The organism is Xanthomonas sp. SS, from assembly GCF_014236835.1.
Lineage (GTDB): Bacteria > Pseudomonadota > Gammaproteobacteria > Xanthomonadales > Xanthomonadaceae > Xanthomonas_A.
In genome coordinates, this window is record NZ_CP051190.1 from 3,995,004 (window position 1) to 4,017,738 (window position 22,735).

Annotated in this window: 19 protein-coding genes, 1 other RNA gene and 2 pseudogenes; 11 read left to right on the forward strand and 11 right to left on the reverse strand. The window is 69.0% G+C overall.

Annotated features, from left to right (window positions below):
• Positions 1-68 precede the first annotated feature (68 nt).
• The 3 genes from HEP74_RS16795 (at position 69) to HEP74_RS16805 (ending at position 3,714) form a co-directional block, all read left to right on the forward strand.
• Positions 69-671, forward strand: a complete 603-nt coding sequence (locus tag HEP74_RS16795) for an ABC transporter ATP-binding protein (RefSeq protein WP_004426017.1) — start codon at positions 69-71, stop codon at positions 669-671.
• Positions 668-3,151, forward strand: a complete 2,484-nt coding sequence (locus HEP74_RS16800; protein WP_185813827.1) for an ABC transporter permease — start codon at positions 668-670, stop codon at positions 3,149-3,151. Before HEP74_RS16795 ends, HEP74_RS16800 begins: the two co-directional genes overlap by 4 nt.
• A 173-nt stretch (positions 3,152-3,324) precedes the next feature.
• Complete coding sequence (locus HEP74_RS16805) at positions 3,325-3,714, forward strand: GIY-YIG nuclease family protein (protein WP_185813828.1); 390 nt, start codon at positions 3,325-3,327, stop codon at positions 3,712-3,714.
• 94 nt (positions 3,715-3,808) lie between these two features.
• On the opposite strand, the gene HEP74_RS16810 is transcribed toward HEP74_RS16805, so the two are convergent.
• The 5 genes from HEP74_RS16810 to HEP74_RS16830 all read right to left on the reverse strand — a co-directional run bounded on the left by HEP74_RS16810 (position 3,809) and on the right by HEP74_RS16830 (position 9,138).
• The gene (locus HEP74_RS16810; protein ID WP_185813829.1) at positions 3,809-4,738 is read right to left on the reverse strand and encodes a DUF6607 family protein; all 930 of its coding nucleotides are present in this window, start codon (positions 4,736-4,738) and stop codon (positions 3,809-3,811) included.
• A 46-nt stretch (positions 4,739-4,784) separates the two neighbouring features.
• On the reverse strand, positions 4,785-5,381 hold the full coding sequence (locus tag HEP74_RS16815; RefSeq protein ID WP_185813830.1) for a ChuX/HutX family heme-like substrate-binding protein: 597 nt from the start codon (positions 5,379-5,381) through the stop codon (positions 4,785-4,787).
• A gap of 6 nt (positions 5,382-5,387) precedes the next feature.
• The gene (locus HEP74_RS16820; protein WP_185813831.1) at positions 5,388-7,604 is read right to left on the reverse strand and encodes a TonB-dependent hemoglobin/transferrin/lactoferrin family receptor; all 2,217 of its coding nucleotides are present in this window, start codon (positions 7,602-7,604) and stop codon (positions 5,388-5,390) included.
• Positions 7,605-7,777: 173 nt separating this feature from the next.
• Positions 7,778-7,978, reverse strand: coding sequence for a hemin uptake protein HemP (hemP, locus tag HEP74_RS16825; protein WP_009577197.1), 201 nt, complete (start codon positions 7,976-7,978; stop codon positions 7,778-7,780).
• Positions 7,979-8,166: 188 nt separating this feature from the next.
• Positions 8,167-9,138 carry an aldo/keto reductase gene (locus HEP74_RS16830; protein WP_185813832.1) on the reverse strand — a complete coding sequence of 324 codons (972 nt, stop codon included), beginning with the start codon at positions 9,136-9,138 and terminating at the stop codon, positions 8,167-8,169.
• A gap of 201 nt (positions 9,139-9,339) precedes the next feature.
• Here HEP74_RS16830 and HEP74_RS16835 point away from each other — a divergent pair, with 201 nt between their 5' ends.
• The 3 genes from HEP74_RS16835 (at position 9,340) to HEP74_RS16845 (ending at position 12,341) form a co-directional block, all read left to right on the forward strand.
• Positions 9,340-10,638, forward strand: a complete 1,299-nt coding sequence (locus tag HEP74_RS16835; protein ID WP_185813833.1) for a NupC/NupG family nucleoside CNT transporter — start codon at positions 9,340-9,342, stop codon at positions 10,636-10,638.
• A gap of 43 nt (positions 10,639-10,681) precedes the next feature.
• Entirely contained in the window at positions 10,682-11,635 is a 954-nt protein-coding gene (locus HEP74_RS16840; protein ID WP_179569391.1) for a ribokinase, read from the forward strand.
• Positions 11,636-11,735: 100 nt separating this feature from the next.
• A complete protein-coding gene (locus HEP74_RS16845; protein ID WP_185813834.1) occupies positions 11,736-12,341 on the forward strand; it encodes a DUF4893 domain-containing protein in 606 nt (201 codons plus the stop codon).
• Positions 12,342-12,806: 465 nt separating this feature from the next.
• Here the strand turns inward: HEP74_RS16845 and HEP74_RS21955 are convergent, their stop codons facing one another.
• A complete protein-coding gene (locus HEP74_RS21955) occupies positions 12,807-13,016 on the reverse strand; it encodes a hypothetical protein (protein WP_255427775.1) in 210 nt (69 codons plus the stop codon).
• Between the two features lie 43 nt (positions 13,017-13,059).
• Here HEP74_RS21955 and HEP74_RS16850 point away from each other — a divergent pair, with 43 nt between their 5' ends.
• The 4 genes and pseudogenes from HEP74_RS16850 (at position 13,060) to HEP74_RS16860 (ending at position 17,283) form a co-directional block, all read left to right on the forward strand.
• Positions 13,060-15,162, forward strand: a complete 2,103-nt coding sequence (locus HEP74_RS16850) for a glycoside hydrolase family 98 domain-containing protein (RefSeq protein ID WP_255427776.1) — start codon at positions 13,060-13,062, stop codon at positions 15,160-15,162.
• Between the two features lie 100 nt (positions 15,163-15,262).
• Positions 15,263-16,252 (forward strand): tRNA dihydrouridine synthase DusB, encoded by a 990-nt coding sequence (gene dusB / locus HEP74_RS16855; protein ID WP_185816673.1) that lies wholly within the window; start codon positions 15,263-15,265, stop codon positions 16,250-16,252.
• A gap of 46 nt (positions 16,253-16,298) precedes the next feature.
• A pseudogene (locus tag HEP74_RS22020) lies at positions 16,299-16,450 on the forward strand (ATP-dependent helicase C-terminal domain-containing protein); the annotation flags it as partial.
• A 359-nt stretch (positions 16,451-16,809) separates the two neighbouring features.
• Positions 16,810-17,283 carry a hypothetical protein gene (locus HEP74_RS16860; RefSeq protein ID WP_185813836.1) on the forward strand — a complete coding sequence of 158 codons (474 nt, stop codon included), beginning with the start codon at positions 16,810-16,812 and terminating at the stop codon, positions 17,281-17,283.
• A gap of 52 nt (positions 17,284-17,335) precedes the next feature.
• Here the strand turns inward: HEP74_RS16860 and HEP74_RS16865 are convergent, their stop codons facing one another.
• From HEP74_RS16865 to HEP74_RS16875, 3 genes and pseudogenes are all read right to left on the reverse strand, one after another.
• A complete protein-coding gene (locus HEP74_RS16865; RefSeq protein WP_185813837.1) occupies positions 17,336-18,409 on the reverse strand; it encodes a metal-dependent hydrolase in 1,074 nt (357 codons plus the stop codon).
• A gap of 228 nt (positions 18,410-18,637) precedes the next feature.
• A pseudogene (locus HEP74_RS16870) lies at positions 18,638-18,847 on the reverse strand (UDP-2,3-diacylglucosamine diphosphatase); the annotation flags it as partial.
• Between the two features lie 150 nt (positions 18,848-18,997).
• The gene (locus HEP74_RS16875) at positions 18,998-19,651 is read right to left on the reverse strand and encodes a hypothetical protein (RefSeq protein ID WP_185813838.1); all 654 of its coding nucleotides are present in this window, start codon (positions 19,649-19,651) and stop codon (positions 18,998-19,000) included.
• A gap of 373 nt (positions 19,652-20,024) precedes the next feature.
• Here HEP74_RS16875 and HEP74_RS16880 point away from each other — a divergent pair, with 373 nt between their 5' ends.
• Positions 20,025-20,411, forward strand: coding sequence for a hypothetical protein (locus HEP74_RS16880; RefSeq protein WP_185813839.1), 387 nt, complete (start codon positions 20,025-20,027; stop codon positions 20,409-20,411).
• Here HEP74_RS16880 and HEP74_RS16885 read toward each other — a convergent pair.
• Both HEP74_RS16885 and HEP74_RS16890 read right to left on the reverse strand, forming a co-directional pair.
• Positions 20,406-20,494, reverse strand: a non-coding RNA gene (locus HEP74_RS16885) — sX9 sRNA. The two genes, HEP74_RS16880 and HEP74_RS16885, sit on opposite strands and share 6 nt — an antisense overlap.
• Before the next feature lie 60 nt (positions 20,495-20,554).
• Positions 20,555-22,711, reverse strand: a complete 2,157-nt coding sequence (locus HEP74_RS16890; protein ID WP_185813840.1) for a tetratricopeptide repeat protein — start codon at positions 22,709-22,711, stop codon at positions 20,555-20,557.
• Positions 22,712-22,735 lie beyond the last annotated feature (24 nt).

A 22,735-nucleotide genomic window follows, 5' to 3' on the forward strand; every position in this document is an offset into this window, starting at 1 on the left:
ACGTACGCGATGTCGGCAAATCCGTCAGCGGACCGGAGGGCACGGTCCACATTCTCGACAACGTCGGATTGACCATCGGTGAAGGCGACAGCGTCGCCATCGTCGGCGCCTCCGGTTCCGGCAAGACTACCCTGCTCGGCCTGCTCGCCGGCCTGGACCTGCCCACGCGCGGCGAGATCGTGCTCGCCGGACAATCGCTCAATGCGCTGGACGAGGAAGCGCGCGCCGCCTTGCGCGCGCGCGAGGTCGGTTTCGTGTTCCAGAGCTTCCACCTGCTGCCGTCGCTGACCGCCGCCGAAAACATCGCACTGCCGCTGGAACTGGCCGGGCGCGAGGATCCGGCGCGGGTGCGCGAGGTGCTGGAGGCGGTCGGCCTGACCGCGCGGGCGCGGCACTACCCGCGGCAGTTGTCCGGCGGCGAGCAGCAGCGCGTGGCGCTGGCGCGCGCGTTCGTGGCGCGGCCGCGGATCCTGTTCGCCGACGAACCCACCGGCAGCCTCGACCAGGCCACCGGCCAGCAGATCAGCGACCTGCTGTTCGCGCTCAATGCCGGCAGCGACACCACCCTGGTGCTGGTCACCCACGACCTGCGCCTGGCGCAGCGTTGCGAACACCGCTACCGGCTCGACCGCGGGCGCCTGCGCCAGGCCGAAGCGGTGGCCGACGCATGAACGTGCTGCGCCACGCCGCGCGCGCGCTGCGCCGCGAACTATTCGCCGGCGACCTGCTGACCGTGTTCGCCGCGCTGGTGCTGGGCGTGGCGGTGATGACCGCGGTCGGCACCTTGGTCGATCGCGTGACCCTGGCGCTGACCGGCAGCGCCGCCGAGGTGATCGGCGGCGACCTCGGCGTCACCGGGCGCCAGGACATCCCCGCCGCGTTCGCCGAGGAAGCGCAGCGCCGCGGCGTGCGCCACACGCGCCTGGTCAGCTTTCCCAGCGTGCTGTTCCATGGCGACGCCAGCCAGATGGCCAACATCAAGGCGGTCGACGTCGGCTATCCGTTGCGCGGCGAATTGCGGGTCGCGCGCGACACCGCCGGCGCCGGCAGCGAGCGCGCCGGCCCGCCGCCGCGCGGCCAGGCCTACGCCGATCCGCGCCTGCTCGAGGCGCTGGGACTGAAGCTGGGCGACGCTCTGGAATTCGGCGCCGGCACGCTGCGCGTGACCCGGGTGCTGCGCGCCGAGCCGGACGCCTCCGGCGAATTGATGCAGCTGTCGCCGCCGCTGTTGGTCAACCGTGCCGACGTCGATGCCGCCGGCCTGCTCGGCCCCGGCAGCCGCGCCTCGTACCGGCTGATGTTCGCCGGCGCGCCGGGTGAGATCGCCGCGCTGCGCGAATGGCTGCAGCCGCGCGCCAAGGCGTTCCGCCTGGTCGGCATCGAGGACACCCAGCGCGGCGTGCGCGGTGCGTTCGACCGCGCCGGCCGGTTCCTTGCGCTGACCGCGTTGCTGGCGGTGCTGCTGGCCGGCGTCGCCACCGCGCTGGCGGCCAATCGCTTCGCGCTGCGCCGCATCGACAGCGTGGCGGTGCTGCGCTGCCTGGGCGCGCGCCAGCGCGACATCCTCGGCGCGCTGGCGCTGCAGTTGCTGCTGCTGGCGATCCCGGCCTGCGCGCTCGGTGTGGGCCTGGGCATGCTGGCGCAGATCGGCCTGGTCGAAGCGCTGGGCAGCCTGATCCCGAACCGGCTGCCGCTGCCGCAGGCGACCCCGGCCCTGGCCGGTGCCGGCATCGGCCTGTTGCTGCTGCTCGGCTTCGGCCTGCCGCCGCTGCTGCGGCTGCGCGACGTGCCGCCGATGCGCGTGCTCAACCGCAGCTTCGCCGCGCTGCCGCCGACCTCGCTGCTGGTCTACGCCGCCGCGCTCATCGCCACCGTGGTGCTGGCGGTGTACGCCACCGGCGATGGCGTGCTCGCGGCCTGGGTGCTGGGCGGGCTGACCCTGCTGGCCGCGCTCGCCGCGGCGGTCGGCGGCCTGCTGCTGGCCCTGCTGCGGCGGCTGCAATCGCGCCTGCGCGGGCCGTGGAAGCTGGGCCTGGCCGCGCTGACCCGGCGCCGCGCGCTGAGCGTGGTGCAACTGGTCGGGCTGTCGCTGTCGCTGTGTGCGCTGTTGCTGCTGGCGGTGATCGGCCCGGGCCTGCTCGGCCAGTGGCGCGACCGGCTGCCGGCGGACACGCCGAACTACTTCCTGATGAACATCCAGCCCGACCAGGCCGAGCACGTGCTCGGCACGCTGCGCGGGCTCGGCGTCACCGACGCGGCGGTGGAGCCGTTCAGCACCGGCAAGCTGGTGGCGATCAACGGCAAGCCGCCGCAGCGCCAGGAGCAGGGCCCGGAAGACGACGGCGATGGCGCCGATCGGCCGATCAACTTCTCCTGGCGGCATGAATTCCCCGCCGCCAACCGCCTGCTGTCGGGCCGTTTCTGGGCCGCCGACAGCACCGCGGCGGAAGCCTCGGTGGAGGAAGCCTGGGCGCAACGCTACGGCCTCAAGCTCGGCGACCGCATCACCCTGCTGCTCGGCGAGCAGCAGCGCAGCTTCACCGTGACCAGCGTTCGCAAGGCCGACTGGGATTCGTTCCGGGTCAATTTCTTCCTGTTGCTCAATGCCGGTGCGGTGCAGGACGCGCCGTACAACCTGATCTCCGCGTTCCACCTGCCGCGCGGTTCCGCGGCGCAGCTGAGCGGGCTCAGCCGCACCTATCCGAACGTGTCGCTGCTGGACATCGACGCGATCCTGGGACGGGTGCGCGAGGTGATCGACCAGGTAGCGCAGGCGGTGCAACTGGTGATGGGCTTCAGCCTGCTGGCCGGCGTGCTGGTGTTGCTGGCGGCGCTGCAGGCCACCGCCGGCGAACGCCGCTACGACAGCGCGGTGCTGCGCACGCTGGGCGCGCGCCGCGGCCAGTTGCGCGGCGCGGTGCTGGTGGAATTCGGTGCGCTCGGCCTGCTCGCGGCGATCCTGGCGGTCGGCGCGGCAGCGGGGATCGGCGTGGTGGTGGCGCAGCAGGCGTTCCAACTGACGCTGTCGCCGCCGTGGCCGGCGCTGCTGCTGGGCGGGGTCGGCGGCGTGCTTTTGAGCCTGCTCGCCGGCTGGTCGGGCACGCGCCGCATCCTGCGCACACCGCCGGCGCTGGCGCTGCGCGAGAACTGAGCGCGCGAGTCCAAGGTGCGCGCGGCAACTGCTGCGCGCATTACCCAAAGGCGGCCGCAAGCGTGCGCAGCCGCCACACCATCGGGAGCACGGCGACCGCGCGCAAGACGGATGCTGCAACCGCCTCCGCTTGCCGGCACAATCGCAATTCCCATGCAGAACGTGCCTGGCCGATGAGCGACACCCTCTCCCGCAACAGCGTGCCGTACCTGGCCTGCATCATGGCCGAGACCCGCAGCGGCCCGTACTACATCGCCACCGCACCGACGCCGCAGGCGCTCGATGGCTTGGGCAAGACCCTGCGCGAGCGCAACAGCGTGCGCGGACAGACGGAAGATCCGGTCGCGATCCTTGCGGTGTGGTACGAGGAATGCGAGAACGAAGTGGCCGCCTTGCTCCGCGCCGCAGAGATCTCCCGGCTCAGCCATTGCTGGCAGCGCGGCCTGATCGAGTCGTTCAATCCGCAGTGGCTCGACCTCAGCGGGCTATCGGTCGGTTTTCCCTGGATCTTCACCCTGCCCGAGCGCAAGGGACTGAGCTACCACTTGGTGACCGACCTGTAGCCCGGCGCCGCGGCGCACTGCCTGCGCCGGGCAAAAAAAGGGAAGGCGCCAGTCCCGGCCGCCTTCCCACCCTGGCTCTGCGCCACAGCGGCGTTCAACGCTCGGCGGGCGCCGGCTCCACCCACTGCGCGAACACCGCGGCGATCTTGGCATCGGCCACCGGCTTGCCCTGCTGCACCGCCTCGGCCTGCTCGAACAGCGGCATGATCATCGCCATGCCGTCGAGCTTGGTCTTCAGGTGCACGCCCGGCGGCTTGCCGAGGAAGGCGTCCCAGTGCGCGCGCACCTTGGCCCAATAGCCCTGCGTCGCCTTCCAGTAGTCGTAGGCCGGCTTGAAGTCGACCTCGCCGGTCTTGACGTAGTCGTTGAAGCCGAATTCGCGCGCGATCGGCTGCTGGCTGCCGTCGGGCTTGCGCAGCACCTTGGTGTTGAACTGCTCGTGGGTCCAGCCGGCCGGGGTCAGCGTGTGCCGGTTGATCACCGCCAGCGCGTTGTAGTCGCTGCGCTTGGTGTATTCGCGGCGCGGCAGCGGCCGCCAGCTCAGGTCGCTGGTCCAGGTCGGGTGGCCGTCGGCGTAATCCCAGCGGCCGGTGCCGCAATAGCGCGGCGCGTCGCTGACTTCGTACACGCACTGGGTCCAGGCGCCGCGGGTCGCGGCCGCGTCCAGCGGGCGCACCTGCCAGGTCTGGTCGGCGCTGAATTCGAAGCGCTGCGGCGCCTCGTAGCTCCAGTCCTGGCGCCAGTGCTTGGTCACGTGGCCGCTCTTGGTGTCGACCAGCAGATGCTGCAGCACCACCTTGCGCGGGCTGTCCTCGACCACGATCACCACTTCGTTGGCGCCGCTGCGCATCGCCGGCGCGCGCTCGTAACCGGGCTTGAGCAGGACGGTCTCGTCGAAGGCGAAATCCACCATGTACTCGCCTTGCATCGCCAGGATGCTGGTGCGGTCGCGTTGCGGATCGGCGTCCTGGGCGTGGGCCAGGCCGGTAGCGGCGAGCAGGAGCAGCAGAAGCGGTGATTTCATCGTCGTGGTCGGTCGTAGTAGCTGAGGAAGAAGAGAGGAACGCGCCCTACAGGCGCAACAACGGCCACGGCCGTTGCGGATCGTGGCGCGCGGCCGGCAGGCCGGCGCGGGCGCAGCAGCAGTCGTCGACCAGCACTTCGCCCTCGGCCGCTTCCAGCCGCGCGATGCGCCGGGCGATGCTGGCGCCCAGCGGCGACACGCTGGCGACGCTGGCCGCCAGTTCGCCGTCGCTGGCGTGCAGGCGCAGCGCCCGCGCGCGCCAGCTGTCGCCGCTCAGGCGGCCGGCCACGCGTCGCCACAGGCGTTCGGCGACGCCGCCATCGGCGCTGCCGCTGTGCACTGCCGGCAGCGCGGACAGCAAGGCGTCCCAGGCGACGAAATCGCTGTCCGGCAGCAGGTACAGGCGCCAGCAGCAGCGTTCCTGGCGATCGTAGAAGCACAGGCTTTCCAGCAATCCGTCGCTGTCCACGCCGAGCTGCGCGCCGACGCGCAGCGCATGGTTCCAGCCCATCAGTTCCGTGCCCAGCTGAGCGCGGTACAGGCACAGCACGGTGCCCAGCGCCGCCAGCTGCGCCGGGCGCGGCAGCGGCGCGGATGCGGCGATCCGGGTCGCGTCGATGCTCGCTGGCGCCGCCTTGCCCATGCGCCGCTACCAGTCCAGCGCCAGGCTGACCGAGACGTTGCGTCCGGCGCCGGTGTAGCGGTCCAGCACCGCGCTGCTGGCCAGGGTCGCGCTGGGCAGGTTGTTCCAGTCGATATAGCGGCGATCGGCCAGGTTGAACACGCCGACGTTGAGCCGCGCGCCCGGGGTGAAGTTCCAGTGCGCCAGCAGGTCCAGCGTCGCATAGCCGGACGGTGTGTAGTACGTCGCCGACGCCGGGCGCTTCTTCTTCGCCACGAAGCTGCCGACCAGTTGCGCGCCCCAGGTCTCGCGGTCGTAGGCCAGGCCGAGCACGCCGCGCAGCGGATCGATCGAATTCAATGGCGTGGCGTCGGTCTTGTTGTCGCCGCGCGCATAGGCGGCGCTGGAATGCAGCGACCAACCGGCCCAGCGCGCGTCCAGCGCGCCGAAATCGACGCCGGCCTTGGCCTCCACGCCCTTGATCACCACGTGGTCGACGTTGCGCGACTGGTACAGCATCAGGCCGTCGGCGTTGTAGCCGACGAAGCTGTAGGACTCGATGAAGTCGCGGTAGTCGTTGTAGTAGCCGCTCAGCCCGAAATAGCCGGCCGCCGCGGTATAGCGCAGGCCCAGTTCGGCGCCCTTGCTGGTCTCCGGTTTCAAATCCGGATTGGCGATGGCGGTGTAGCCGAACTGCAGGTTGGTGAAGCCGATGTTGACGTCGTTGTACGGCGGCGCGCGGAAGCCGTGCGCGTAGTTGGCGTACAGCGACCACGCATCGTCGATGCGCCAGATCGCGCCGAGCTTGGGCGAGACGTTGCTGTCGGTGACCTTCTCCGCGGCTACGCCGGGGTTGTCGACGGCGAAGATCGCATCGACCTGCGGCGACAGCCGGTAGTAGTCCACGCGCAGGCCCGGGATCAGGCTGAAGCGACCGTCGGCCAGGCGCATCTCGTCCTGCAGGTAGGCGCCGGCCTTGGTGGTCTCGGTGACCGGGAAATCGCGCACTGGGAACGTCTCCACGCCCACCGTCTTGCTGATCGCGCCGGTGCTCAGGTTCTGCGCGTAGCCGTCGCGCTTTTCGTGGGTGTCGCTCCACGACAGGTCGATGCCGTAGCTGACATCGTGGACCACGCGGCCCTGGTCCACCTGCTTGTGCAGGTTGGCCTGCAGCCCGTACAGGCGTTGGTCGAAGTCGTGCTCCATGTGCCGCAGGGTGTTGTTGCTGCGGCGCTCGTCGGTGCGTTGCAGGCTCTCGCTGTCCTGCCGGTACAGCTGCCACTGCAGGTCGTCGGCGAGCAGCGTGTCGAGCTGGTCCACTTCGTGGGTCAGCGACACGCGCGCGCGGGTCTGATGGTCGCGGCCGCGCTGCGACAGGATGCTGGAGGTGACGTTGCTCAGCGCATCGATGCTGGAATAGTCCTCGTTGCCTTCCACGGTCAGCTTGAAGCGCTGGTTCGCGCTTGGCGCGTACACCAGCTTGCTGAGCAGGCTGCGGCCGTCGCTGCTGAGCGGATTGGGCGCGGTGCGCGCCGCGCCGGTGCTGCGGTTGTCGCCCTGGGTCTCGCTCTCCTGGCCCTGGCGGTGGCTGACCGCGGCCATGCCGCTCCAGCGCTCGCCGCCGAACGCGACCAGCGCACCGGCGAACAGGCCGTCCCATTCGCTCTCGTAGCCGAACTTCAGCCCCACGTAGCTGTTCTTGCCCGGCGCCAGGTAGTCGGCCGGATCCTTGGTCACGTAGGCGACCACGCCGCCAAGCGCATCGGAGCCGTACAGCGAGCTGGCCGGTCCGCGCACGATCTCGACGCGCTTGAGCGTTTCCATATCGACGAAATTGCGGTTGGCGTTGAGATAGCTGCCGAAGCTGAAGGTATCCGCGACCGGGATGCCGTCGGTCAGCATCAGCACGCGGTTGCCGTCCAGGCCGCGGATGCGGATGCCGCCGATGCCGCTGAAGCGGCCGCTGTTGCCGGTGACCGAAACGCCGGGGCTGTAGCGCAGCAGGTCCTTCAGGTCGTAGACCAGTTCCTGGTCCATCTGCTCGCGGTCGATCACATCGACGCTACTGGGGACATCGACGATGGCGCGCTGGGTGCGGGTGGCGGTGACCTGCAGGCGGTCGAAATCGCGCGGCGTGGCGGAACTGGCGGCATCGACGCCATCGGTGGCGTCGACGGGTGCGGCATGCGCGCAGGCGGCCAGGGCCAGCCACAGCGCGCCGGTGAGCGGAGCGGTACGGATCATGGAAGTCATCGGTGGGTCGCGAAAAAATCCCGGCCACGCCGGCGCAAGCCGGCGCGAGGGCCGAGGAGAGAAACGGTCGCGACTGCGGGCGGCCGCGGCGGACCCATCGGGTCCGGCCAGGTGGCGGCAGTGTCGAGCGGGTGGCCTGGCCGCGCGCTGCGCGGCCGGCCGGTTTACTTGGTCAGGATCAGCTTGTCGTTGCTGGTATGGCGCAGGCGATACACGCGATCGCCATGCTGGATCAGTACTTCGCGGCGCCCCTTCAGCAGCGCTTCGCTGCTGATCGTCTCTTCGACCGGGACCGCGCGCGGCAGCGCACGCTCGCGCAGGCTCAGGGTCTCGGGGTGACGCAACAGGACGGGTTGAGCGGTCATGGTCGGGCTCCGTACACAGGGGTCGATACGGATGATAATGATTCTCAATAATTAAGCAAGAGCCGTTCTCGTTTGCGGCGATTCAAGCTGCGAATAGGAAACCGAACTTCGACAGTCCTGCCGAATCGGCTATTGCGCACGGCTCTCGCGAACCGTGCGCCCGCCTTCGCGCCGAAGGCGGCGCCGGCTCAGGCCACCGCCGCCTCGACCTGCGCCCACCACGCCGCATCTTCGCGCGCGGCCAGCTGCAGCGCGTCGAAGTTCTGCAGCAACTGGGCGACGCGGCTGGCGCCGAGAATCACCGTGGACACGTGCGGGTTGCGCAGGCACCAGGCGATCGCCAGCGCCGCCGGTGCCACGCCTTCGGCGGCCGCCAGCGCGGTGAAGCGGCGCGCGCGCTCCACGCGGCGCTGCGCCGGCGGCCCGATCACCTCCTCGTGCAGCCAGGCGTTGCTCGCCTGGCCCAGGCGCGAGGCCGGGTCGATGCCGTCGTTGTACTTGCCAGTCAGCAGGCCCGAGGCCAGCGGCGACCAGATCGTGGTGCCGAGGCCGAGTTCGGCGTACAGCGGCGCGTATTCCTGCTCCACGCGCTCGCGATGCAGCAGGTTGTACTGCGGCTGCTCCATCGACGGCCCCTGCAGGCCGAGCGCCTGCGCCACCTGCGCCGCTTCGCGGATGCGCTCGGCCGGCCATTCGGAGGTGCCCCAATACAACACCTTGCCCTGCCGCACCAGGGCGTCCATCGCGCGCACGGTTTCCTCCACCGGCGTGTCGGCGTCGGGACGATGGCAGTAGTACAGGTCCAGATAGTCCACCCGCAGCCGCTTCAGCGCGGCATGGCAGGCGTCGGTGACGTGCTTGCGCGACAGCCCGCGCTGGGTCGGACGCGGCGCGTCGACCGCGCCGAAGTACACCTTGCTGGACACGCAATAGCCGTCGCGCGGCAGCCGCAGGTCGGCGATCACATCGCCCATCACCTGCTCGGCGCGGCCGCGCGCGTAGACCTCAGCGTTGTCGAAGAAGTTGACCCCGTGGTCCCAGGCGGCGGCGATCAGGTTGCGCGCTTCGTCGCGGCCGATCTGTCCGCCGAAGTTGATCCAGGCACCGAACGACAGCGCCGACAGCTGCAAGCCGGTGGCGCCAAGGCGACGGTAGTGCATGCGAATTCCTCCTGCGGTGCGAGCCGGCGCACGTGGCCGGCGGGCGGCCGCACAGTGTAGCGAGGCGGCCGGCACGCGCCCGCACTCCGCGCGGCGCCTTGATCGGCAACCCATTTCCGGCGCTGAACGGGGTTTGCCTTGCCGCCCGTCACCCCCTGCACTACGCTCCCTCTCTTTGGTCCGGCGATCCAGGGGAAGCAGATGGTCGAGGGTTTGGGGAGGATCGGCTTCGGCCTGTTCGGGTTGGCGGTGCTGATCGGGATCACCTGGTTGTTCTCGAACAACAAGCGCGCCGTGGATTGGAAGCTGGTCGCGACCGGCCTGGTGCTGCAGATCGGCTTCGCCTCGCTGGTGCTGCTGGTGCCGGGCGGGCGCGAGGTCTTCAACTGGCTGGGACAGCTGTTCGTGAAGGTGCTGAGCTTCGTCAACGAAGGCTCCAACTTCATCTTCGGCAGCCTGATGGACACCACCAGCAACGGTTTCATCTTCGCCTTCCAGGTGTTGCCGACGATCATCTTCTTCTCCGCGCTGATGGGCGTGCTCTACCACCTGGGGGTGATGCAGGCGGTGGTGCGGGTGATGGCCTGGGCGATCACCAAGGTGATGCGCGTGTCCGGCGCGGAGACCACCAGCGTCTGCGCCAGCGTGTTCATCGGCCAGACCGAGGCGCCGCTGACGGTGCGCCCGTACATCCCGAAGATGACCGAATCCGAATTGCTGACGATGATGATCGGCGGCATGGCGCACATCGCCGGCGGCGTGCTCGCCGCCTACGTGGGCATGCTCGGCGGCAGCGATCCGGCGCAGCAGGCGTTCTACGCCAAGCACCTGCTGGCGGCGAGCATCATGGCCGCGCCGGCGACGCTGGTGGTGGCCAAGCTGCTGATCCCGGAAACCGGCACGCCGCTGACCCGCGGTACGGTCAAGATGGAAGTGGAGAAGACCACCAGCAACATCATCGACGCGGCCGCCGCCGGCGCCGGCGACGGCCTGCGCCTGGCGCTGAACATCGGTGCGATGCTGCTTGCGTTCATCGCGCTGATCGCGCTGGTCAACGCACCGCTGACCTGGCTCGGCGACGCCACCGGCCTGGCTGCGGCGATCGGCCGCCCGACCAACCTGTCCACCATCTTCGGCTATGTACTGGCGCCGATCGCCTGGGTGATCGGCACGCCGTGGGCGGATGCGACCACGGTCGGCTCGCTGATCGGGCAGAAGGTCGTGATCAACGAGTTCGTCGCCTACAGCGAGCTGTCGAAAATCGTCAAGGGCGAGATCCCCGGCATGCAGCTGAGCGAGGAAGGCCGGCTGATCGCCACCTACGCGCTGTGCGGCTTCGCCAACTTCAGCTCGATCGCGATCCAGATCGGCGGCATCGGCGGGCTGGCCCCGGAGCGGCGCCAGGACCTGGCGCGGTTCGGCCTGCGCGCGGTGCTCGGCGGTTCGATCGCCACCTTCATGACCGCCACCATCGCCGGCGTGCTGTCGCACTTCGGCTGATGCGATGTCCCTTTCCCCAGTAGTTGAGAAGCAGCACATGCCTATGAGTTCGGTCATCGTCGTCGGTTCGTTCAATGTCGACCACGTCTGGCGCTGCGAAACCCTGCCCGCCCCTGGCGCCACCATCGCCGGCCGCTACAGCACAGGCCCCGGCGGCAAGGGCTTCAACCAGGCGGTGGCGGCGGCGCGCGCCGGCGCCCGCACCACCTTCGTGTGCGCGCTCGGCGACGATGCCGGCGGCGCGATGGCGCGCGCGCTGGCGGCACAGGACGGCATCGACCTGGCCGCCGAGGCCAGCACCGAGCCGACCGGCACCGGCGGCATCTACGTCGACGGCCACGGCCGCAACACCATCGTCATCGGCGCCGGCGCCAACGCCGCGTTGAGTCTGGGCTTCGTGCAGGCGCAGCGCGCGCTGCTGGGCTCGGCGCGGGTGCTGCTGGCGCAGCTGGAATCGCCGATCGAGACCATCGAGGCGACCCTGGCGCTGGCGCGCGAGACCGGCCTGACCACCGTGCTCAACGCCGCGCCGGCGAATGCGCAGACCAGCATCGGCCTGCTCAAGCTGGCCGACGTGCTGACCCCGAACGAAACCGAGTTCGCCGCACTGCTGACGCGTCATGTCGGCGAGCGCGTGGATGCCGACGACGTCGCCGCCACCGATGGCGGCAGCCTGCACGCGCTGTGCCGCAAGCTGCTGCCGGGCGGCACCGTGGTGGTGACCCTGGGCGCGGTGGGTGCGTTCATCTCGCACCCCGAAGAGCGCCAGCGCGGCGACACGCAGCCGTATTACCGTATCGGCGCCGAAGCCGCGCAGACCGTGGACACCACCGGCGCCGGCGATGCGTTCAACGGCGCGCTGGCGGCCTCGCTGGCGCAATCGCCGAACGCCAGCTTCGCCACCCATGTGCGCTTCGCCAACCACTACGCGGCGCGTTCGACCGAAGCCGAAGGCGCTGCCGCGTCGATGCCGCGACTGGTGCCCGACGCCGGCTGAGCCGTTAGTGTCGATGGCGGCATCCGTTCCCGTTCACCCGGACCACTGAATCCACCGCCCGTCGCCGCGACGGGCCCGCATCCTCGACAAGGAGTTTTCGATGCCCCGTTTTTCCGTCATGTCGTTCGGCGCGCTGTGCGTGCTGCTTGCCCCGCTGTCCGCTCTCGCCGCGCAGCGCTGCGACTGGAACAGCACGGCCGCCGACGCCGACCGCGCCGCGGTGACCGTCTCCGCGGACAGCCTGCAACAGGCGATCGCGCCGCATTACGGCGATGCCGACCAGGAAGACGGCGCGGCACTGGCGCGCACGCTGCTGCAGCGCGCGCAGTCGCCGCAGCTGCCGGGCAAGCTGGAAGGCCGCTGGAAGGTGCGCTCGATCCAGGTCGACCAGCGCTTCGCCTATGCCTACCCCTACTTCAAGGCCGAGATCGCGCGCGATCCGTGCGGCTATCACCTGAGCAAGACCAGCGGCTCGCAGCGCCGCAGCGGCACGCTGTATCCGCTGGCCAAGGACAGCCGCGAGTTCGCGTTTCTCGGCGCCAGCACGGTCAACGACGATCCGCAGGGCCACTACGCGCCCGGCAACGTTTCGGACGGCACCAATGGCAACAGCGTCGGGCGCCTGGTGGCGCTGGGACCCGACGAACTGCTGCTGATCCTGGACGGCAACGCCAAGGGCTTCGAGCTGTACCAGCTGATCCGCTGAAGCATGCGGCCATTGCCGCGCATAGCACCTGCCCGGCGCCGATAGTCCGATGGCCCGGGCATTGTTTTTTTCGCGCAACCATCGCTGCCGCGACTGCGGTGACATCGCGCTGACATCGAATCGCGGCATCGTGCTGCAGCGGCATTGGTCGCGTGCGGCCGCCACCGCAATTCAGGCGTCCCACGCATCGCCGCAACGCAATGCTGACGCGTCGTCTCGCCGCAATCGCATCGCTGCCTGCGCTTGCGCACAACGCTCGTGCGCGTCCGCCAGCCTCGCCACGCACTACCCAGCAAGCATCCATGGTCGATTTTGCAAACACCGATGCGGAACGTGCGGGTATTCGCATTCGCGGCAACGCGTCCTTGCTAGATTCACCGGCGCTCGGCAGTCGCGCGTCCTCTGGCGCACGGCGAGTGTCTTCTGCGTGTCTGATCGCGTCGACCACCCCTCTTCCTAAATGGATCATCCGATGAAGATGCACAGAGGATTGAAGCAGTATGGGTTGCCCTGCGCATTGCTCAGCGTCCTGTTGAGTTCTTGCGGCGGCGACATCGATGGCGGCGACGACGCGACTGCGCCTGACGTGACGACGACCGTGCCCAGCGCCTGGCCGGTGATCTCGCACCCGAAAACGGACACGCCAAGCAGCACTTCCCCCGATACCAGCGACACGCCTGACACATCGTTGCGCCGGCCGCTGTCGCCACACCAGCCGATGTTTCTGATCCATGCCGACACCTGGAACGAGGCCGATCCGCAGAAGATCATCGACCTGATTCCGGCCGACCTGCGTCCTTACACCGTGCTGCTGATCTCCCTGTCCATCAACCACCAGGGCGCCACCGGCAATCAATGCAATTGGATACAGGTGGAGAACGGCCTGGAAACCGCTCGCTCCTGGATCAAGACTGCGGCGGCCAATGGCGTGTGGGCGATGATCCAGCCTTCCAGCGGCGGCTTCAGCCACCTCCCCGACTACGCGCCGAATGCGGACCTGGAAGCGACGGCCTACGGCGAGTTCTTCCGCGACTACCCCAACTTCATCGGTTTCAACTACGCCGAGCAATTCTGGGGATTCGACCAGCCTTGCTCGGGTTCGCCCGCGCAACGCTGGGAACATTGGGCCAACCTGCTCAAGCTCACCAACAAGTACGGCGGCTATCTGGACGTGAGCTTCACCGGCGGCTTCTACGGCGCCGGCATCAATCCGTTGGCCATGGTCAAGCGCAACCAGATCTTCAGGAACGCCCTCGGCGCCTATGCCAAGAATTTCATCATCGAAGAGAAATTCACCTCCAATTACGGCTACCACGACAACGAGAGCGTGAGCCTGGGCATGTTCCTGTCCGGCTACGCGGGCCACTACGGCACGCGCCCGGACCGCACCGGCTGGTACAGCAGCGACGGCAGCAGCTATCCGGTGCAGGCCGGTTCGCCGCACCTGATCGAGCACCTGACCCTCACCGGCGAAACCGTCTTCGACGGCCCCGAGCAGATCACCCTGGATGCGGTGCACACCCTGCCGAACGCGACCACCGCCGATGGCTACAAGAGCCGCCGCTGGGAGTTCTACCCGCATTTCCGCAACATCCAGCTGGACATCTACCGCAAGATTCTGGACGGCACGCTGCGCATCCTCAGCCGCCAGGAAGTGATCGACCGCTCCAAGGTCGTGATCGTCAACGACACCACCACCGGCGACGACAGGAACCTGTATTCCTCGCCGGAAACGCTGTTCTCCGGGTTGTACCTGCTGGACGGCGACGGCACCTACCTGAACCAGCACAGCTGGTACAAGAAGACCGGACGCTATCCGGCCATTCCCACCGTCTGGCAGCTGACCGACGCCACCGCCAAGTCGTTCAAGGTGCAGATCGCCAAGACCGCCTATGCGACGCGCTGGCCGACCATGTCCGCCAAGCTCGACGAACTCAATGCGCTGTTCCCGCAGGAATACACCGGCACCATCTACGCCGGGCGCCAGGACAACACCTGGGTCACCTACAACCCGTCCAAGGCCAACCAGGCCGCCAGCGGCACCATCCCGCTCAAGTACAACAGCTGCGCCGCGGTCAGCGTGAACTACGCGCCCTACAGCAGCGGCGTGATCAAGGAATTCCCCGACAGGCTGTCGATCTACCTGAGCAACTTCGACTCCCCCGATGGTGCGTTGAAGACGGACACGATCGATATCGACGGCGCCACCACCACCCCGACCTACACCTTTGCCGATCGCGGCGATCACCAACCCAGCAAGGTGACCAGCGTGGCGACGGCGGACGGACTGACGCTGAGCGTGGCGCACAATGGGCCGCTGGACATCACCGTGCACTGCACCGGCAACGCCAGCGGCCGCGCGACCTCCGCACCGGTCGCGAGCCTGCAGGCGCCGAACGCGCCGCCCGCCTACACCGGCGTGCAGCAGTACGAAGCGGAGAACTTCGATTTCCGCAACATCCGCAGCCTGGTCGCCAACGGCGTCTCCGGCCCGCTGCGCAACTACCAGGGCATGGGCTACGTCGACTTCGGCACCGGTGCCGGCGCCAGCATCCGCAACGATGTCCGCGTCGCCAGCGCCGGCACCTACCAGCTGCAGACCCGGTATTCGACCGCCGGTGCGAGCATCGGCAACGTGGACCTGTACGTCAACGGCATCAAGGCCGGCACGCCGGCGTTCGCGCAGACGACCTCGGCCAGCGACTGGGCGACGCTGCAGCAGCCGGTGACGCTGAATGCCGGCAGCAATCGGATCGAGTTCCGCGCCAGCGCGGCCCGGCCGGCGGCGCTGTACCTGGACAACATCCGCCTGTCGCACTAGCGGGCGTTTCGCGGCGAGCCGGGCAACCGGCGCGCCGCGAAACGCCTCGACATGGGCGCCACGGGAGGCGGCGCGGTTGCCGCCCCGCTACACTGGCGGCATGCGCATCGGCCCCTACACGATCGAACCGAAGGTGATCCTGGCGCCGATGGCCGGGGTCACCGACAAGCCGTTTCGGTTGTTGTGCAAGCGCCTGGGCGCCGGCCTGGCGGTCTCGGAGATGACCATTTCCGACCCGCGCCTCTGGCAGACCCGCAAGTCGCTGCAGCGCATGGACCACGCCGGCGAGCCGGACCCGGTCAGCGTGCAGATCGCCGGCACCGAACCGCAGCGACTGGCCGAGGCGGCGCGCTACAACGCCGATCACGGTGCGCAGCTGATCGACATCAACATGGGCTGCCCGGCGAAGAAGGTGTGCAACGCCTGGGCCGGCTCGGCGCTGATGCGCGACGAGGCGCTGGTGGCGCGCATCCTCAGCGCGGTGGTGAACGCCTCGCCGGTGCCGGTGACGCTGAAGATCCGCACCGGCTGGGATTGCGACCACCGTAACGGCCCGGCCATCGCGCGCATTGCCGAGGACTGCGGCATCGCCGCGCTGGCGGTGCACGGCCGTACCCGCGACCAGCACTACAGCGGCCAGGCCGAATACTCCACGATCGCGCAGATCAAGGCCGCGTTGCGCATCCCGGTGATCGCCAACGGCGACATCGACTCGCCGCACAAGGCCGCGCAGGTACTGGCCGCGACCGGCGCCGACGCGGTGATGGTCGGCCGCGCCGCACAGGGCCGGCCGTGGATCTTCGGCGAGATCGCGCACTATCTGGCGACCGGCGAACTGCTGCCGGCGCCACCGCTGCAGTTCGTGCGCGACACCCTGCTCGGCCACCTGCAGGCCCTGCACGATTTCTACGGCGAAGCGCAGGGCGTGCGCATCGCGCGCAAGCACCTGGGCTGGTATGCCAAGGACCGCCCGGAGAACGCGGCGTTCCGCGCGGTGGTCAACCGCGCCGAGAGCGCGCAGGCGCAGTTGGCGCTGACCGCCGACTATTTCGACGGGCTGCTGCATACAGCGGCGGCGCAGGCGGCCTAGACCGCGTCGTCGTCCATTCGCGGGCAGGTCGCTGCCGGCGCGGGGCCAGCGGCAGGCCGTCGATCGCCACGCACCGACGCGGATCGCGGTGCCCTCGGGCGTGAGTAGCGCATCGACTACGCACTCGACCACGCCGGCCAACCGCAACCGCTGGCGGTGAAACTACTGTTTGGCCTGGCCTACACCCCGCGCGTCGCCAGGTCGTGTTGGGTCCGTCAGGCCCAAACCCGCATGGTCACTGCTGCGCGCGCACGCTGCCGTGTCAGCGCGCGGACTCGCGCCCTTCCTCTTCCATGTCCGTGTGCGCGTACCCAAGGCCCGATCCGCTCGCGACTGGATGGCACGCCTGGCCGCGCATATTCACAAGTCGCAGCCGGCGACGTCCTAGTCATCGGGAATGGTCAGGAGCCGCCGGTTTGAACGCCAACACGATGCGCCTGCTGCGCTTGCTCGGCGCCCTGCACCGTCCCGGTCCCGCTCGCGCTCGATCCGCCCGGCCCCCCGTCGCGGCGGCAGCGCGCAGCGCGATCTCCCAACGCCGCAGCGAGGAGCCGCACATGCCAAACGAACAGGATTTTCTCAGGAAGCACTACAGCCCCGGCGATGCCGACGCCGCGGTACAGGCGGCGCTGACGCGCCTGGCCGGCTCGCCGGCGTACATCACCACCAGCAGCGTGATCCACGGCATCGCATGGACGGATCTGTTGAACCGCATGTTCATTGCGGTCATCAACGCCGACGGCAGGAGCGCCGCCAGGGCAGACGTGGCCGCGGATCCAGACGGCATGGCGTATGCGATCAGGGTGGTGTCCAAGCAGCACGGCGAGCAGTGGAACATCGTGTTGACCGATATCGACTACGTGGACGTGACCCGCAAGGGCGCCGGCTCCAGCGTGACCTACGAGACCGGCAAATATCGCAATGGCAACGTGTTCATTTCCGCCAGGGCGGTGAAGGACGAACCGGGCCTGCTCGGCGAGGTCGTACACCTGACCACCGGCTTCGGTTCGCCGGACGGATCCTCGCCCTGATCCGCCTGCGCGGCCACGCGCCTGGCCTGCCGACGGCGGCCGGACGCAACCGTCAATCGTCCGATGCGGCAGCCGGCGTCGCCGCCGCCGCGGGATCCGCCGGTTGCCGCCAGATCCGCTGCCACATCCGCGCCAGCGCCGCGCGGATCTGCCCGCGCGCCACCGGGGCGCGATAGGCCGCCTGCAGCTGGCGCGGCTCGATCGCCTGCCAGCCATCGCCGTTCTGCCGCGCCACCGCGAAGTTGAAGTTGTAGTCCGGCTCCAGGCCCATGCGCAGGTCGCTGAGCATCAGCTCGCCGTCCTTGACCTGCGCGCGCATGAAGCCGCGGTTGAACCAGGCCAGCCGCTGCACCGCCGGCAGCGCGCGCACTTCGCCCAGCGCCTGGGTGTTGGAGGGATAGCCCTGGAAGCGCATCGGCCCGTGGTCGGCGACCAGCGAGCGCTCGCCGATCACGTAGCCGCTCGGGGTCATCGCCACCACCCGCCACAGCAGCGTGTTGAACGGCATCGGCACCGAGAAGCGCGGCGCGTGCTGCAGGCCCATCGCCGCCAGCGCACGGTCGGCTTCGCGATCGACCAGGTGCTTGGCCAGCAGCGACCAGCCCAGGTAGGCGCTGCTCAGGATCAGCCCGGCCAGCAGCGCCTGCTGCGCCACGCGCCGCGCACGCGCCCACCAGGCGATGGCGCAGGCCAGGATCAGCCACAGCGTGTATGCCGGGTCGATGATGAAGACGCTGGACCACATCGCCGGCGGCGGCCGCAGCGGCCACCACAGCTGGGTGCCGTAGACGGTGAACGCATCGAGCAGCGGATGCGTGATCAGCGCCAGCTGCATCGCCCAGAACCAGCGCCGCGGCGCTGCAGCCACGCGGCCATGGCCGAAGCGCCGGTACAGCCACCAGATCAGCCAGCCGAGCAGCGGCAGCACGAACAGCGAATGGCTGAAGCTGCGGTGCACCGTCATCAACGTGACCGGATCGCGGGTCAGCGGCAGCAGGAGCAGCGAATCGAGATCGGGCACGGTGCCGAGCGCGGCGCCGGCGAGCAATGCAGCGCGGCGATGCGCCGCAGGGGCGATGGCCGCGGCGATGGCGCCGCCAAGTACGATCTGGGTGAGGGAATCCATCGGCCGATGCTAGCAGGCGATGGCTCATGGGCGGCTTGAAGAAAACCGCGAGGCGCTCGTTTGCTATCCAGGGACTTGCGGCCAGCCAGGGTGGATGCACTCCGGTTGGCGTAGGGCCATCAGCCCCCGAACTCTTCCACGACCAGTCGGCTTGCTGGCTCGGTTCGTCGCGGTTGAAACCGCTCCTACGAAATGGGATGGTGCGATGTGTGCGCCGATGCAGGCGCGCTACGCCGCCTGCGGCAGGCGCAACACGCGCGGGGCCAAGGTCTCGAGCACCTGACCGGTATGCGACAGCAACTGCAGCCGGCTCTGGTGGTCCTCGCTCAGCGCGGTGAGGCTCTCGACCCAGTCGCCGTAGTTGGCGTAGACCAGGCCGTCGCGCTCGAACAGGCCGGCGCGGTGCACGTGGCCGAAGACCACGCCGTCCAGGCCGCGGCATCCAGTCTGGGCACGGCGACGCGTGGACCGACCTGTGCGTCTTCCCTGGAGAGGAAACGTCCGGCGACACGCCCGCATTCGCGGGCGGGCGAACAAGGAAAGGCGTCCCGCCGGGACGCCTTTCCATTCCGACGTACGCTGCCCGGATCAGAACCCTTCGAAGAGCAGGGTATGGACGTCGTTGGAAACGGTAGCGGCCGTGCCGACGTTCTCATTGGAGAGAAAATAGCCGGCCACGTCCGACGCGATGACGCCCAGCCATTTCCAGAACCGTCCCTTCGACGCAGTTCCGTTCTCGGCCGCATGCTCGGACCAGTAGCGCGTGGAGTGCCTGGCCACGCTCAGCCCGCCCAGGATCAGCGAGCCGTTCTTCGACTTGGGATCGAGCCGTTCGATGGCCTCCCTCTCCAGGTCCGCGAACTGCACCGCCGCCGCGTCCAGGTCCTCGGCGTTCTCGACGATCTGGTCCATCCGCTCAATGAACGAAAATTCGTAGGCACTGAACTGTTGGCGCAGCCCGGCCAGGTTTTCCGCGAACGGCCGCGTCGGGTCGACCGAATCGACGATGGGCTGTTGCGTGGCGATGAATCGCTCCAGCGGGATACCGGGGTCGTAGCCGCACTTTTTGACCAGGACGGTCAGGGAATCGTCGGGAGAGGCCTTCAGGTCCATCAGGCAACCGAGGTACATGTTGTGCTGGATGCCGGCCTGATCCACGGGGTTCTCGGCCGCCAGCGCGGGGACACCGAAGGCACTGCCAGCCAGGAGGGCGGCCGTTGCGACAAGGAGCTTCTTCTTCATGAGCATTCTCCTGCAATGGATGGGTTGAGGGTGGCTCTGGTCTCCCGACCTCCTTGCGGAGACTTTCGGGCGATGTGGCCAGCACCGCATCGGCACGCGGCTTGATGCGGCGGTGTCAGGCTAGGCAGGGTTGCGTCGAGACACGAGGGCGAAACCGGGTCGCCGCAGGAGCGAACCGGGTCGAATTGACGAACCCTGGGCCGGCACCATGCTGTCGCGACCGCGCGTCCTAAGGCCTGCGGAGCGGGTTCCACCATCGAAAAATCAATGCGTTATGTGGATTTATTCCCAGTCTATACCCGGGGGTACGCTGGCATTCGTATCGCCGCCGCTTCTACGCTGCACGTCCCGTTCCTTCTGTTCCGAGGCTCCGATGCTTGCCTGCCGTTCCGTCATCCACGCCGTCATCGTCGCGGCCCTCCTGGCATTGCCCCTGGCCGCTCACGGCCACGACACCCTGCCGCCGGACTGGTGCCTGGAGGAAGACGAGGAGCCGGAAGTCGTGGTGAAGTTCGATTTCAACGGCGGGCAATTGCGTCAAGTGATGGACAAGTGCGGCGTGGTCGACAGCCATGAGCCGTATGCGAACGCGCTGAACACCATCACCGCCTATTGCGACGTCGTGGCACCGTCGCGATCGGCCAAGCCCATCGTGCTTGGCCCCGCGACCTTCCTGGCCCGGGACCACCACAGCACATACCGCATGGAACAAGGCTTGAAGGGGGCCTGCGTGGTCTGCCCGGCCAAGCGCGGGCGCTGACCAGCCGTGAAGGAGCGCGCGCCGCGATCAGTCGCCAGCCGGCGCGGGCGGCGCGCAGGAACCGTCGTGTACGAGTGGTTCATGAGGCTTCCGAGCACCGTCCGCGCCCGGCTGGTGGCCGCGTAGCAGTTTGCCAGCCACTCTCAGACGAGCGCGTCCCTGCGGGTATAGGCCAGCACCGCGTCGACCCGGCACTGCAGCGCGGCGCGCGTGTCCGCCGACAGGCCATCGCAGTGTGCGAGCACGAAATAGGCCGATCGCAACACATCCCGCCAGCGCGGGTTGTGCGGCAACTTGGAGACTGCCAGGTAGCGCTCCATCGCGCGTGCGCGCAGGCGGCCGTCGTCGATGTTCACGCGCCAGATCCGGCTGCGCTCGGCCAGTTCCAGCCGGCCGGTCCCGGTAGCCCGTTCCCAGGTGTCGATGACCGCCAGCATGAGTTCGACCAGCGTGCGCCGGAACGCATCGCGCGCCGCAGGCGCGGCGCCCTCGTCCTGCTCCGCAGCCCGCCCGGCGTCCGCGGCCGCATCGCTACCGCGTTCCTGCAGGGCGAGGACGACTAGGCCGTCGCCTCCCGGCCAGGGTTCGAGCGTCGCAATCAGCGAGCCGCCGTGCTGGGCGACGAACTCGATGCGCTGCCCCGTGCTGTCCTCCATCCGCTCCAGCGCCGCCTGCAGCGCGGGGCGATCGGCGGCGGCCACGAAGGCGGACACCGCCTGTCCCACAGGCTCGGCATCGTCCGCACCGCCGAGCCGAAGGCGCCCGGTACGATTGGCGACCAGCACCTGTCCTTCGGCATCGAGCAGGCACACTGCATCCTCGCGGCTGTCGAGCAGTGTCTGCAGCAGGCTGCGATCCTCGGCCAACGCGTCCGCCTCGCGCCGATAGCGGGCAAGCTCCTCCTCGTGGCGGACCCGCCGTGCAGCGTCCAGCAGGCGTTCGCGTTGCCGGCGCCGCTGCAGCAACAGCCACACGCCGAGTGCTGCCGCGACGCCGGACACCAGCGCGAGCCAGAGCAGCAGCGTGCGTTGACGTAGCTGGGCCTCGTGCAAGCGGTTCCGGCTTTCCAGCAGGGCGATGGTGCGCTGCTGTTCCGCGGTTTCGAAGCGGATCCGCAACCAGTCCAGCTGGCGGTCGTGCTGCGCACGCACCAGCGCGGTGGCTTCCGCGTTCGCGCGCCGCAGTGTGGCGTTGGCGGTCACGGCATCGCCCGTACTTTCCTGCAGCCCCGCCAGTTCCTCCAGCAGCGGCACCCGCACCGGATCGCTGCTGGCGGCCGATGCCAGCGCCTCGTGCAGGCGCGCCGCAGTGGCGGCGGCGTTGCCTTCGAGCCGTGCCGTCCGCGCCATCTGCAGCTGCAACGCCGATGGCAGCGGCAGCTTCCACGCGCCGGCCAGCGCCAGCGCACTGGAACTCCAGCGCCGCGCCTGCGGCACGTCACCCAATGCCAGTGCCGCGCGGATAAGACCGTCATGAACCCGCAGCTCATAGACCCGGCGGCCTTTCTCGCGGTACACGGCCAGGGCCTCCTGCAGCCAGGCCAGCGCCTGGCGCGTGTCGCCGCTGTCGAGCGCCAGCTCGGCCATGGTTTCCTGCACATGCGCTGCCTCGATGGAGTCGCCTTTCGCACGGTTGGCGGCGAGCGCATCGCGGTAGTAGCGCATCGCGGTGTCGGGCTCGCGCAATTCGCGATACACGTCGGCGATGTTGTTGAGCACGGACGCCGCGGCACCACCCTGGGCGCGCTGGATGCCGAGGCTGACCGTCAGGTTGCGCAGGGCGCCGTGAAAATCGCCGAGACGGCGCAGCGCCGCGCCCATATTGTTCAGATCGCGCGCCTCCGCCCCATGATCGCCGAGCGCCCTGGACAGGGTGGCCGCGCACTCGAACCGCTCGAGCGCCTGCGGAATGCGTTCGCGGCGAAAATCGAGAATGCCGCGGCGCCGGGTGAGTTCGTAGCGCAAGCGCTCGTCGCCGCCATCGCCGATGTTGGCGTCGGCGCAGTCCAGCGCCTGTTCGGCGGCCTCAAAACGGCCGATGTCCAGGCGTTCCTGGGCCTGTGCGAACAACGCTGCCACCTGCCCATCGCCCGCCGCTCCCAAAGGCGAAAGTCCCGCACGCTGGACGCACAGCACCGAGTCCGGAAGTGTGCGAGCCGCCTTGGCGTCCGTGCAGCCGTACACCGTGTTTCGCGCGATCGAGGTGCCGCTGGCCGTGAGCAGGATGAACGTGCACAACAGTCCGAGGTTTGCCGGATGCCGGCCAGCGATGCCGGAAGGGGCTGGCACGAGCAGGCTCATCCAGTTCAAAGCGGAACGCAACGA